Source organism: Vreelandella azerica, assembly GCF_013112225.1.
Lineage (GTDB): Bacteria > Pseudomonadota > Gammaproteobacteria > Pseudomonadales > Halomonadaceae > Vreelandella > Vreelandella azerica.
Genome location: NZ_JABFHI010000002.1, coordinates 300573 through 315135, shown reverse-complemented (window position 1 = coordinate 315135; position 14563 = coordinate 300573). Strand labels below are relative to the sequence as shown.

Sequence of the window (14563 nt, the reverse complement as noted above, 5' to 3'; positions counted from 1 at the left end):
TTATCCCTTACCAGTGCCAGCCAGCGCCGACGCCTGCACCAAAGTTACCCTGCGAATCGCCGGTGACCTTACCCTGGATGATCCAGCGGCCATTATCCGAGAGACGTGACACGCCTACCGCAACCGCTGATTCGCCTCCATAGGTACCCGCACCAACCGATACCATGCTTTCGCCCGATCTCCAGGCCTGTGGCACAGAACTTGCCGCGATGGCACTTGCTGAACCGGCGTTGGCGTTCTTCTCAACCCCGTCGATACGGTTATTGACGTTGTTGATCTCGTTCTGGAACCGCTGCCCCAGTTCGTTCATCTGGCCAACGTTAACGGCATCACCTGCTTCCACACCGGGCGCCACATTGGTGATCACCTGACCACCCGCATCGACACCATCACGCGTTACACTTGGGCCATCTTCAATGGTCAAGCCATTGTCATTGATGGTCGTTCCGCCTGTGGTCACACTATCCACATCAAGTCACGTTTCAGCGTTACCTGAACACCATCGTCAGTGGTCTTGGTGGTGATGTTCTCATCACCGGTAATCGCCACGGTGTCACCCAGCTGACGATTAACATCCTCGCCTTCATCAGCACCAAAGTTCAGGCCTTTATCAATCGTCTCGTTGATATCGCCAATGTTGTTCTCATTGGTGGTAATACGCTGGCTGTTGTCAGCAATGTCACCTTCGTTATTGGTAATACGCTGGCTGTTGTCATCAATATTGGATATGTTGTTCAACACATCCTGGTTGGTGTCGTACAACTGGCTGCCGTTGATCGCATCCGAGCTATCGTCAGCAACATCACCATCGGCCACATTGGTCATCGTAGTGCCATCATCGCCCTCCAAGGTAACGCTATCGTAGTTGATAGTGTTATCTTCATTGCGATCATACCGGACAACACCTTCAACTCCCCGCCTTCAACATTTGTCAGACGGCTGTCAAGGTCGTTCATAAAGTCCACCGCCGCGTACAGCTGGCTGCCGTTGATAGCATCCGTACTGTCAGCCGTAATACGGCCTGCCGCGACATTCGTAATGGTACGCTCACTACCCGCGCTGCCAACGCTGACAATGGAGACGGGGTTGATGCCGGCGAAATCATAGCTCTGGGCGGTTTCACCTGCGCCCAGCTCAATGAAGTTTGCATTCTGCGCTTCGCGCAGTTCGCCACCCAGGTTGGCAGTTTCAGCATCACCGACCTGAGCATTGGCACCCAAAGCAACGCCTCCCTGATGTTGAACCATGGCTGCATAGCCTAACGCCAGTGATTCATCACCCTCTGCCGTCGCTTCATAGCCAACCGCCGTGGAGCCCTGGCCATTGGCAAACGAGTCGCTTTCCGTCAGACCTTCATCGTTGGTGTTGACATAGCGAACTTCGATATTGCCGCTATTAAAGACGTCATACAGCTGGCTGCCGTTGATAGCGTCCGTACTGTTTTCCGAAATGTCGCCTGGTGCCAGGTTAGTGATCTTGTTGGTTGGGCTACCCGCATCATCCAGACCGCCCATATCGATATCGTTGTTGTTGAGCGTCGGGCCATCGTTGATCGTGATGCTGTCAAGATCCGTCAGGTTCTTGGCCAGGGCAACGGTAATGTTGTTACCGTCGACCTGCGTCATGATGTTCTGGCCTTCGTCAAACGCTGACCAGTCAACATTACCTGCCGCACCGGTGATATCTACTTGGGTGTTCAGCTTGGCACTGTGGACATCGCCATCATTCGCGCCGAACTTCAGGTCGTCTTCCAGCGTGGCGACTTCATAGTCATTACCTTCGCCGTCTTCATAGACGATGCGGGTGATACCGTCGGTGCCGTTGACACCTGGCGCACCATCGGCAACAGTAATGTCCGCACCGGCACCGTCTTTACCTGTGATACCGATAGCACCGTTCTGGCCGTCAAGACCTACTCCAGGCTCTCCATCAACACCGTCTTTGCCTGGCGTGCCGTTCTCGCCAACGATGACTTCCTCCAGCCCCGTCAGGTTCTTGGCCAGCTTGATCTGCAAGGCACCGTTATCGTTATCAGCAACAACACCGATGTTGGGATCATCCGACAGCTGAGCCGCGTCGGTTTGACCGCCCGTGATCGCCAGGGTATCGCCCAGGTCACGTTCAACCTTGGCATCACCCAGGTCACCGGAGAAGTTCAGGCCTTCATCGATCAGATTCGTAGTGGTGTTCTGAAGATCACCTACATTGACCGCGTTGGTAAGGTCGTCGCCTTCAGCGGTTTCCAGGGTTGTGCCGGTCAGGCCGCTTTCTACGCTGGTGATCTGTTTGTCACCCATGTCCGCACCCTGGAAGTTCGGGGTGTCGGCGAACTGGATTTCAATACCACCGTCCTGCGTCGCTACTGTCGTCACGTTGCTTGACGAGTAGCTGGCTGTGTCGGTGTCCGTGGCACCGCCCACAATCTGCATTTCTTCGTTCAGCTTGCGGGTGACGTAACCTTCGGCCGGGTTGTCGTTACCAGAGAACTTCAGGCCGTCTTCCAGCGTGGCGACTTCATAGTCATTACCTTCGCCGTCTTCATAGACGATGCGGGTGATACCGTCGGTGCCGTTGACACCTGGCGCACCATTGGCAACGGTAATGTCCGCACCGGCACCGTCTTTACCTGTGATACCGATAACACCGTCCTGGCCGTCAAGGCCTACCCCAGGCTCTCCATCAACACCGTCTTTGCCTGGCGCGCCGTTTTCGCCAACGATGACTTCCTCCAGCCCCGTCAGGTTCTTGGCCAGCTTGATCTGCAAGGCACCGTTATCGTTATCAGCAACAACACCGATGTTGGGATCATCCGACAGCTGAGCCGCGTCGGTCTGGCCGCCCGTGATCGCCAGGGTATCGCCCAGGTCACGTTCAACCTTGGCATCGCCCAGGTCACCGGAGAAGTTCAGGCCTTCATTGATCAGCTTGTTGCTGGCACTCTGAAGATCGCCAATGTTGGCCGCGTTGGTAAGGGTGTCATCTTTCGCGGCACCCAACTCAACAGGAGAACCGTTCTCATCAACCAGGCCGCTGCCGACGCTAGTGATCTGGTTGTCGCCGCCATCAATGCCGTCTGCTGCAATGCTTGGTGCCGTCTCATCCCGATCACCGTTCACATCCACAAACTGAACGCCGTCCTCATTGATGGTGAATCGGTCGTTACCATTCGAGTTGACAAAGGTGGCGCTGTTTAGACCAGTTAGGTCTTTGGCCAGGGCAACGGTGATGTTGTTACCGTCTACCTGCGTCATGATGTTCTGGCCTTCGTCGAACGCTGACCAGTCGTCATTGTCTGCCGCACCGGTGATATCCACTTGGGTGTTCAGCTTGGCACTGTGGACATCGCCATCATTCGCGCCGAACTTCAGGCCGTCTTCCAGCGTGGCGACTTCATAGTCATTACCTTCGCCGTCTTCATAGACGATGCGGGTGATACCGTCGGTGCCGTTGACACCTGGCGCACCATTGGCAACGGTAATGTCCGCACCGGCACCGTCTTTACCTGTGATACCGATAGCACCGTTCTGGCCGTCAAGACCTACTCCAGGCTCTCCATCAACACCGTCTTTGCCTGGCGTGCCGTTTTCGCCAACGATGACTTCCTCCAGCCCTGTCAAGTTCTTGGCCAGCTTGATCTGCAAGGCACCGTTATCGTTATCAGCAACAACACCGATGTTGGGATCATCCGACAGCTGAGCCGCGTCGGTCTGGCCGCCCGTGATCGCCAGGGTATCGCCCAGGTCACGTTCAACCTTGGCATCGCCCAGGTCACCGGAGAAGTTCAGGCCTTCATCGATCAGCTTGTTGCTGACACTCTGAAGATCGCCAATGTTGGCCGCGTTGGTAAGGTCGTCGCCTTCAGCGGTTTCCAGGGTTGTGCCGGTCAGGCCGCTGCCGACGCTAGTGATCTGGTTGTCGCCGCCATCAATGCCGTCTGCTGCAATGCTTGGTGCCGTCTCATCCCGATCACCGTTCACATCCACAAACTGAACGCCGTCCTCATTGATGGTGAATCGGTCGTTACCATTCGAGTTGACAAAGGTGGCGCTGTTTAGACCAGTTAGGTCTTTGGCCAGGGCAACGGTGATGTTGTTACCGTCTACCTGCGTCATGATGTTCTGGCCTTCGTCGAACGCTGACCAGTCGTCATTGTCTGCCGCACCGGTGATATCTACTTGGGTGTTCAGCTTGGCACTGTGGACAACGCCATCATTCGCGCCGAACTTCAGGCCGTCTTCCATGGTGGCGACTTCGACATCGTCGACAACGATACGGGTGATGGTTTCACCGTTTAGTCCATCACTACCATCAGAACCGTTAACCCCGATAGTCCCGTCCTTACCATCTTTACCCACGATAGTGATGGTACCTGGATCGCCGTCTTCGCCGATGGTCAGGTCATTGCCCAAGCCCAGCTGCAGTTCACCCTTATCGTTATCCGCCGTGGTGACGATATTGCCATCCGGGTCGGTGACTTTGATGGTCTCACCGAGATTCTGCTTGACTGTTGCGCCACCCGTGTCTGCCAGACCGAAGCCGCCGCCGTTTTCCGCGGTTGAGACGTCTTGCAGGTCACCAACGTTAACCGCGTTGTTGAGGTCGTCGCCGGTGATATCCGCCAGCACCTGGCCGTCAAGACCGCTGCCAACGCCGGTGATTTGATCGCCACTCACATCCAGAGCACCACCAACATTGGTGAGCACCGTGCTCGTGGTCGAGTCCGAAGGATCCCCAATGGTGACTTGGTTGAACTCAACATCGTCCTCGGTGGCTACTTCGATCACCTGATCCGCAGTGCGGGTGATATCGATATTTTTGCCATCGATAAACTGCACGCTTTCACCCGGTTTGACGTTGTCGGCGGTCTCAGTGTTCACCTGAACATCCCAGCCCGCATTGGCCACATCACTGACACTCTTCAACTGATCTTCTGTTGCTGCCTGACCGGTGGTGTAGTTGTCCGGGTTAAAGGTGGTGTTGGTCAGGCCACTGATGGTGCCTGTGTCACCGTCGATCGAGATAGTATTGGTGGCCCCCACATCGATAGTGTTGGCCAGACCAAAGTCGATCTCGTTGTCATTGTTCCCGAAAGTAGTCACGATGTTGCCATCGGCGCTGGTGTAATCAACGGTTTCGCCCAGCTTGACGTTATCCTCGGTGATTGAAGGGTCTGTCAAACCGCTGTTGTCCGCGGTGATGTTGAAGCCTTGATCGACGACGCTGCCCAACGCCTTCAGCTGGCTGACGTTGACCGCATCAGTATCCGTTGCGCCAGCAGCCACACCGGTGATCTGACGATAGACGCCATTAGCAGCATCACCGACGGCCAACGCCCCTGTAGTGGATTCAGTGGCCGCGATAGCCGCGTCCGTACCATCGGCAGCCCCCGTCAGCGGGTTATAACCCTGAATGCCGGCACCGGTCGTAGCGACGGCACCGTTACCCAGTGCCACGCCTTCAGCAATCGTCACGTCCGCGCCGTTTCCCATCACAAAGGCATCGGCCACATCAATGTTATTGCCGTTACCCACGATGCGGCTGCCCGTGGCGGTGGCTGCTAGGATATTATTGTTGCCGAAGGTACCCGCTTCGTCAGCGTCTATGGTGTTGTCGTTACCCACGGAGTAGGAGCCCGCACCAGTGATAACGGTCGGATCACCAATGGCACCGGAGCCTTCCCCTGAGACCTCGTTCCCAAATCCAATGCTGAGCGACTGCGTGCCACTGACTATATTGCCATTACCTATCACCAAGCCGTTAGCAACCGTCACATTGTTGCTGTTACCCAGAATGTAGCTGCCTTCATTGGTCTGATAATCGCCTTCCGGGATGTTCAGCGTATTCCCTATACCCAGCACCATGCTGCCGGCATTGTTACGCATACTTCCACCATCCCAGCTCATGGCATTGCCATTACCCAGCGCGTAGAAGCCATAGTTTTCCCCCGAGCTGCCACCAACCCAGTTGGGCCCGAAATCCATGGTATTCTGTGTACCAATCAGTGCTCCCTGGTTAAGCAGAGCGTTGGCAGTATTCTCATAACCCAGCACCACTGAGCGGCCACTGCTCTGAACAGTGTTGCGTGTACCAATAGTAGTGGCGTTACTACTGGCAGAGACGGTATTGGACAGACCGATCGCGACAGCCCCACCAGGGCTTGAGTCAATGGATGCATCGCTACCAATCGCAATGGCATTAGGCCCACCAGCAACCGATGTATTGGTGCCGATCACGATAGCCTCTCTCGCACCAGTAGTAGCCGACGCGCCATCACCCATCGCAATCGATCTGTCACCTTGGGCAAGCGCATTGGTACCCGCCGCCAATGCATTGGCACCAGACGCCCCGTCGTTGTCGTAGTTGCCCTGAATAACACCGTCATCGTTGACGCTGTAGTAGTGGGTTTCCTTGCCGTCGACGTAGTCCTTGTTGACGATAGAATCGCCCTGGTTGATCGGGCCATCGTAGAAGACTTCGTTGTCAACAACGGAGAAGTTATCACCCAGGTAAGTATCACCCGCCACGGTCAGGTCTTCGTTCACCGTCACGTTGTTGGTAGTGACGCTATCACCATTGACGATGGTATCACCCATCACAACGCTGCCGTTCTCGCCCAGGTCGACGTTCTCGGCCAGCTTGATGTTGAGCGTATCGGTACCGTCAGCCACTACACCAATGTTGCCATCGGTCAGAGTGCCGGTGTTGCCACCTTTGACGTTGGTCTGCTCACCCAGTTTGCGATCAAACGGCGTACCGCTGTCGCCCATAAAGGTCAGCGGGTTATTTTCGATCAGGTCATCACCGGCCTGCGTGACGTACTTCTTGTTCACCACCTGGTAATCGTTGGTGATTTCATCAGGCTCAACGTTGTAGATCGCTTCGTTGTTGACCACTGAGAAGTCGTCACCCAAGTAGGTGTCACCATTGACAGTCGTGTCGCCCTGAATCGTGGTGTTACCACCAATATTCGTATCACCAGCAACGTCCAGCTGCTCAGTAACATTCACATTGGTGAACTCAACGTCATCAGCGGTGGCCACTTCAATGCTGTTACCAGTACGCGTGATCGCAATGTTCTGGCCTTGCGTGAAGTCGGCGGTTTCACCCGGTGCAATGTTTTCACCTGTGGCTTCACCGTTAGCCGTCAGATCCCAGCCTTGGCTGGCCACTTGATTGACCGCCTTTAGCTGGCTGACGTTAACCGCATCGGTATCTTCAGCGCCCGCAGCTACGTTGGTCACACGGCGCTCGTTACCAGCACTACCCACTGAAACTTCGCTATCCGCCGTGGGCGCTGCAACAGCAATCGGGTTACCATCAACATCAACGGGCTGATAGGCCGCTGTGCTCAGCGTGCTACCATTTGCAACAGAGCCGCTACCCAGCGCAACACCATTGTCATAAGTCACTTCAGCGTCATGGCCAAGTGCAACACCATCTCTCTTGCCAACCGTCGAGGCCTTAGCACCGTCACCAATCACCACATTACCTGCACCATTGGCTTGAGCATCCATACCAATAGCAATATCACCTAGGCCAAAAGTGGTAGCGTCATTACCGATGGCTACCTGGCCACTTCCAAAGACCTTTGTTGTAGCGCCATCACCCACAGCAACTGAAGAATCGCTTTTGGCTGATGCATTAGTACCCGCTGCCAGGGCGTTGACACCCTCAGCGCCAAGGTTGTTGAAGTTGTCTTGCTGAGTGCCGTCATCATTGACGCTGTAGTAATGGGTTTCTTTGCTGTCAACGTAGTCCTTGTTGACGATAGAGTCGCCCTGGTTGATCGGGCCATCGTAGAAGGCTTCGTTGTTAACAACGGAGAAGTTATCACCCAGGTAAGTGTCGCCTTTAACGGTTGTATGACCCTGAATCGTGGTGTTACCGCCGATATTGGTATCACCGGCCACATCCAGCTGATTGGTGACGTTGACGTTGGTGAAGTCAGGCGAATCTGTCATCTGCAGATTGATCGCACCTGTCGCCGGGTCCGTCACGGTCTTCAGGTTCGCACCCGTGTAGGTACCGCCAGAAGTTGCCTCACCCTGAATCGCCAGCGTCTGGCCAAGATCACGGTGAACATCCGCCCCTTCATTGCCTGCAAAGTCCAGACCTTTGGTCGTCAGGTCGGTTTCGACTTTAGTCAACTGATCCACATTGACGGCATCGGTGCCATCAGTGCCAGGCGCTACATTGGTGATCTTGTTGTCACCCATGTCGATACCGGCATCGTTAATCACCGGGCCACCGTTATTGATGGTCAGGCTATCCACAGTCAAGTCTGGCGAGGTAGCAACGGTAATATCTTTACCAGTGCGGGTAATATCGATGTTGTTGCCATCGAGGAACTGTACGGTATCACCCGGCGCAACGTTGGTCGACGTATCGCCATTGGTCTGGACGTCCCAGCCAGCATTAGCCACATCGCTAACGCTGGTCAGCTGTTCCTGTGTCGCCGCTTGGCCACCGGTGTAAGTGGCGTTCGGGTCGAAGGTGGTGTTGGTCAGGCCACTGATGGTGCCTGTGTCACCGTCGATCGAAATAGTATTGGTGGCCCCCACATCGATAGTGTTGGCCAGACCAAAGTCGATCTCGTTGTCGTTGTTCCCGAAGGTAGTCACGATGTTGCCATCGGCGCTGGTGTAATCAACGGTTTCGCCCAGCTTGACGTTATCTTCGGTGATTGAAGGGTCTGCCAAGCCGCTGTTGTCCGCGGTGATGTTGAAGCCTTGATCGACGACGCTGTCCAACGCCTTCAGCTGGCTGACGTTGACCGCATCGGTGTCTTCACCACCTGCCGCCACATTCGTGATGCGACGCTCACTACCATTGGCACCCACTGACACTTCGCTAGCTGCTGTGTCTGCCGCTACAGACGTTACGCCTGCGGGCACATAGGCCGCTGTGCTCAGTCTGCTTTCATCAGTCACTGAGCCTGAGCCCAAAGCCACCGCATCGTTATAGTTAACAGTCGCGCCATCGCCCAGCGCAACGCCACTCAGCGTGACAGACAAAGGATCGGTAGCATCAAAGACTGTGGCGCCATTACCTAAGGCAACATTGTTATTACCTTGCGATTTAGCATCTCTACCAATGGCAATATCCCCTTCACCAAAAGTATCAGCTTTTTGACCAATCGCCACTTGACCAGGGCCAAAGCCGCGGGCGATGGCCTCATCACCAATGGCCACACCGGACACACTTTGTGCATTTGCCGAGTTACCGACAGCTGTCGCGTTCTCACCGCTCGCTAACGTATTAGTGCCCGCTGCCAGGGCGTTGGCAGCTGAAGCACCTTGGTTATCGTAGTTACCCGTAGTTGGGTCTGTATTGTTAACGCTGTAGAAGCGAGTTGCCTGGCCGTCAACGTAATCCTTGTTGACGACCTGGGTGCCGTTGGTGATCTGATCAGGCGCGATATTGTAGGTAACCTGATCGTCCACCACGGTGAAGTGGTCGCCCAGCGTGGTCGTGCCATCAACATCTAGATCACCAGAGACATTGACGTTGGTAAACTCAGGAGAGTCAGCCAATTGCAGTTCGATCGCGCCGGTTGTTGGGTTGGTCACCGTCTTCAGGTTGTCACCGCTGTAGGTGCCCGTTGTAGCGGCAAGACCCGTGATCGCCAGAGTTTCCCCCAGGTCACGATGCACATCGCCTGCGGAGTTGTCATTACCGGTGAAATCCAGACCATCGGTTGCCAGAACACTCAACTGATCTTCTGTTGCTGCCTGGCCGGTGGTGAAGCTGTCCGGGTTAAAGGTGGTGTTAGTCAGGCCATCAATAGTGCCGGTATTGCCATCAATATTGACAGGGTTGGTCGTACCAACATTGACAACGTCCGCCAAGTCGACGGTGTAATCCGTCAGATTGGTGGTCGCATCTGTGCTTGCCGCGACAGACACATTCGTTGAACCCGCGCTAACCGTCGCCCCCTCTGCATTAACGGTGTAGATCGAGCCACCATCAGTGTTCTCTGTAACAGCAACATCAGCAACGTTAGTCCCCGCTGCTACCTTGGATTGAGCGGCTATCAACTGGCTGACGTTAACGGCATCATCCAAGTCAGTACCCGCTGCCACACTGGTAATTTGGCGGCTGCCTACGTCCACAGAGGCACGCGTGGAAACCGTTCCAGTAATATTGCTTTGATCTGCCCCCGAAGCGCCAAAAGGCACATAACCGTTTATACCCGCGGCAGTATTAGCCACAGAGCCGTCACCCAATGCAACCGAACTGCTTAGTGTTGCCTTGGCATAGGGGCCCAGCGCTACGGCGCCATAACCATCAGCTCTCGACGCACGGCCCATGGAAATGCTGCTATTACCAACGGCATTACTCTGCCCCCGATAGCAATGGAAAAGTTGCCGCCATTCTGGTTCGATTTGGCATCCAAACCAATAGCAATCTGCCCAAGCGTTTCGGTCTCGGCACTATCACCAATGGCAACCTGGCCAGCATTACTTGCAGGAGTGAAAGTATTACTTAAGTAATCGCCATTAACCGTATTGGCACCAATGGCAACACCATTGACACCTTCTGATGTCGAGTTATGGCCAATGGCGACAGAACCCTCCTTAGCGGCGGAGGCATTAGTGCCTGCCGCTAAAGCATTAAGGCCAGACGCACCCAGGTTATCTACGTTATCTTTTGGAACGCCGCCGTCATTCACACTGTAGTATTCCACGCCGCCAGAGCTGGCGATATCCCGTACCGCCTTCAACTGCGCCACGTTAACGGCATCGCTATCTGCAGAACCTGCAGCTACGCCCGTGATCTGGCGAAAGTCGCCTTCAGCTACATCACCTACAGACACCGCTCCCCAGGTACCTTCGGTTAGTGCAATAGCGCTTCCATCAATAGCGGCTGAATTCAGGCTAACATCATAGCCTCTAACCCCTGAATTTCTGTCTGCGATTGATTCACTCCCCAATGCCACGGAGTAATCCAGTGATGCGTCTGCTCCGGCTCCTATTGCAGTTGCCCTTACGTCTGTTGCTTGTGCAGCGGCCCCTATTGCAGTTGCCCTATCGGCTAATGCGTCCGCACTGGTACCAAATGCGGCTGCCCTATAACCACTTGCTACACTTACATTACCGACCGAGATGGCCTGGTAACCACTCGCTCTAGAGTCAAGACCGATTGCTGTTGTGTAATCACCAATAGCCCGTGCGCGACAGCCCAACGCAAAGGCAACAGTACCGTTTGCAACCGCTTGATCACCAGGAGCAGAGCAAACAAGCGCAAACCCTGCCGCTGAAGGGCTGGTTGTTAAATTTGCCTGTGCGCCTTGCGGATAAAAACCACTTATCGGCAAAGCAGCCAACACCACCGCCAACGTCAGTGGACGGAGAAATGCAGGCACGCCTGAAATAGCGGCTTCCGGTGCGGGTAGCAGCCCTACCGCACCATGCTGTGTGGCCGCTTTATCACGACTCCTGGCTGCCTCAGAGGCAACCACCAGCCTACCTAAGGTACGATTCCAAATCAGGCGAAAAACGTTATTCATGCGTGCTACTCCACTTACGTTATCAGGGGTGAGAGGGGCGTCATCACCCCGTTGCACATACTTCCCAGGTTGACTGGCGAGCCTATTGCTGCAGGAAGCGCCAGGCCGTTCTTTTCTTCTAGATAAGCGACTCAACACAAGCGTTTGTGCGCCTGCATTGACTTACATCGGTGTCAATAACGCACGCCACCCTGAACACTTGCCCCATAAGACCGATGTAAATACCAACAACCAGTGCACAGAAAGCCAATGCCACTACCCTTTCGAATAGAAGTACTGACTATGCTTCCATTTGTCGCAGCAACTTATCCAAGTCGCAAAGCATCGCGTGATGTTCAGCATCAAAGCTCATGCTGAAGTATCTTTAGCTTTTCTTTTAATTAATATTTTCGGCCTCTTAAAGACACTTATCAACAGCAAGCAAACATTGTTCACATTTATAAAACATAATAAATGAAGTTAGTGATCTGACAGCATGAGAACGTTTTTATTGACCAACAAAATCAAGCATAACACATTTATCAGGCATATCTAATTCAACAGATCACAGCACATAAAGCGCTACCAAAACCAGACCAAAAATCGTCTAAGCATCAGAAATATAAGAAAATTAATTCACGCCAAGGTAAGCAGCAATTTATTTACATTATTTAAGATTCATATGTGATTTTATCAAAACTCCGTTATTTAACTTTTATGTACATTTCAGATTTTAAAAAACAATTTTTTTTACGTCGCAGACAACTAATGTTGTGATAAAGATAATAATTAAGATCAAGACGCTATACAATCAAGCATAATGCCACTTCATGGTAATTAAATAATTATTCATAATGCATGCCCGTTAAATAGCGCGTTATTTTTTGCTCATATTAACAATACTTTTATTATAGGATATGGAGTGCAGAGTGAAGATAATCCATCCTTTATCCTGCTAGCTTATTGAGGAGGGGTTAGCGGCGTTCACCGCTGATATTGATGATAAGGTCAATGTTGTATTGCGGTGAACCAAAGCGGTCAGTGTAGCCAATGATATGCAGAACCGGGTTGGAGTCGTTTTGCTGCAGCTGCTCTGCCAGGCGGTCTATGGCGCGGCGGCCTTCAAGGGTTAGTTCGGCGCTATCAAAGTCAAACAGCACATCGCTGGAAAGGGTAAGTGTTTGGCTCTGGTTTTCTTCTTCCACTTCAACGGGTACTAGTAAGTAGTTATGCAAAAGTTATCGTGTTATCTACGCCATAACCGTTACAGACGCCTTTCACCGCCTGACAGAGCCTATCGAAAGAGCTATAGGCCGTCAGTGGTAACCAGCGATATTTGATTTCACGCCAAAGAATTTCGATCAGATTCAACTCAGGCGAGTATGGCGACAGATAAATCAGGTGAATACGGTGGGTCATCCAATCAATGATTTTCCGTCGAAATGCCTTGGAGTGATGCATTTTGGCATTGTCTAGCACAACAACAGCGAAGGCATCAGGATCTTTCTGTGCTGCAAATTGGTCAAACGCCTCTATAACCGTTTCACTATTCACCGTGTCCATTGTCATATGATGAAAGAACATCCCTTTTCTGGATAAAAACCCTAATACATTCAATCTCTTGCTATGAGAGTAAGCAGTGACTTCCCAGGGTTGCCCTATTGGGCTCCATGCATAAGGCAGTGATGAAGACTGCGAAAATCCAGTTTCATCAAAGAAGTAAAGATCACAGGTGCCGCTGTCTTCCCATTCTTTCAATGCGTTGATCAGGCCTTGCGTATTGCGGAAATCTGTCTCGTCACGCCGTGCCTTCAGCGAGTAGCGAACACGTTTACAACTGTTACCGTTTTTTTTAGAGCACGACGTAGGGTATCTCGACTGACCACTTTCCCGGTTTTTCTTGAAACTTGGCATGCAGCACCGGCAACTGATGAGGATGATCTTCAACAAGCTGCTGCAATAACGCTATCTCGCCATCATTGAGAAGGTTTGGCCGCCCGTCGCGGGGTTTGTCTTGCAGACCGTCAATACCGTCTGCTTCCCACTGGGATAGCCATGTCGATACCGTATCGCGCTTGACCCCGAGAATGTCACGAATTTGATTGATCGTGTGCCCTTTATGGCTCAATAAGATGGCATGAGCGCGACGGCGTAAGGCTCGCTTTTCACCGTACTGATAAGCGTTATTTACAATGCGCTGTTGGTCTGGTGTCAAAGAGATGAAGCGTAACGGCTTGGACATGATGTATCTCCTCGTTGAGTTACATCTTTATACCCTATAATTATTGCATAGGCACTTAGCACAGGGCACTGGGGGTCGCGCCAATGGCTACTGGTGACCCATTTACCCTCATCAAAGCGCAGCTTGTATTGGCAAGTGATATAGGCACTACCTTCGCCGGTATAAATGTTGAAGGCATAATCCCATTCGCACACGTTGAAGATACCTTCACTGAAGTGCGGGTGGCACAGCAGGCGGCGCACCTGATCCTTGTGCTGGCCCTCCGAGATACGCAACACCGCATCCGGGTCGATAAAGTCACCGGTGTCCAGGTAGGTGCTGTCCAGATCAGGGAAGCGGGGTTCGTCATCGTTATGAGCGGACTGCCCAGTGGAGCCGGCTGACATTCACCGCGTCCTGCGGTGCCTGGCCATCGTCTACACCGCTGATAATGGTGTTACCGACATTAATACCCGCGGCACCGATCGTTACCGGTCCTGCACTCAGGGTGTCGTTCTGCACATCGCTGAAAGTGACGTTGTCGGTGTTGTTATAAGAGGCGCAAGGGTGTTTTTTACTTGCTGGTTTTAACAGAGCAGTACTTCATGAACACTTGTGTGCCCGCGTTGGCTTGCTTAGGCATTAATATCGCGCGCCTTCCTTAGCACTTGCTCTGTAAGCTCCGTTTAAACGCTAAAAATTAACATGCGTAGAGACTGATACCAAACCCCTTTCAGGGAAAAGCGCTACACCTTGCTTCCATTTGTCGCAGCAACGTGTCTGATTAGCAGGTAATTTCGCGATTCATTGAGACAAAGATCAGACTTACGTGCTCATTATTTTTAAGCCAGGAT

At 53.0% G+C, this 14563-nt stretch carries 6 protein-coding genes and 1 pseudogene; all 7 read right to left on the bottom strand.

All coding sequences use genetic code 11. The features are described 5' to 3' along the window. Positions 1-7: 7 nt before the first annotated feature. Positions 8-469: a YadA family autotransporter adhesin gene (locus tag HLB35_RS05535; protein WP_171701819.1), complete on the bottom strand. Its 462-nt coding sequence runs from the start codon at positions 467-469 to the stop codon at positions 8-10. Beyond that, entirely contained in the window at positions 457-825 is a 369-nt protein-coding gene (locus tag HLB35_RS05530) for a hypothetical protein (protein ID WP_171701818.1), read from the bottom strand. The genes HLB35_RS05535 and HLB35_RS05530 overlap by 13 nt, the downstream gene beginning before the upstream one ends. Then, entirely contained in the window at positions 822-10310 is a 9489-nt protein-coding gene (locus tag HLB35_RS05525; RefSeq protein WP_171701817.1) for a hypothetical protein, read from the bottom strand. The genes HLB35_RS05530 and HLB35_RS05525 overlap by 4 nt, the downstream gene beginning before the upstream one ends. Continuing rightward, entirely contained in the window at positions 10271-11509 is a 1239-nt protein-coding gene (locus HLB35_RS05520) for an ESPR domain-containing protein (RefSeq protein ID WP_171701816.1), read from the bottom strand. The genes HLB35_RS05525 and HLB35_RS05520 overlap by 40 nt, the downstream gene beginning before the upstream one ends. Before the next feature lie 953 nt (positions 11510-12462). Then, complete coding sequence (locus HLB35_RS05515) at positions 12463-12723, bottom strand: OmpA family protein (protein ID WP_171701815.1); 261 nt, start codon at positions 12721-12723, stop codon at positions 12463-12465. Further along, positions 12716-13730: pseudogene (locus HLB35_RS05510) on the bottom strand (IS630 family transposase). Before HLB35_RS05510 ends, HLB35_RS05515 begins: the two are co-directional and overlap by 8 nt. Then, complete coding sequence (locus HLB35_RS05505; RefSeq protein WP_171701814.1) at positions 13700-14116, bottom strand: outer membrane protein assembly factor BamE; 417 nt, start codon at positions 14114-14116, stop codon at positions 13700-13702. Before HLB35_RS05505 ends, HLB35_RS05510 begins: the two are co-directional and overlap by 31 nt. Between the last annotated feature and the right edge of the window lie 447 nt (positions 14117-14563).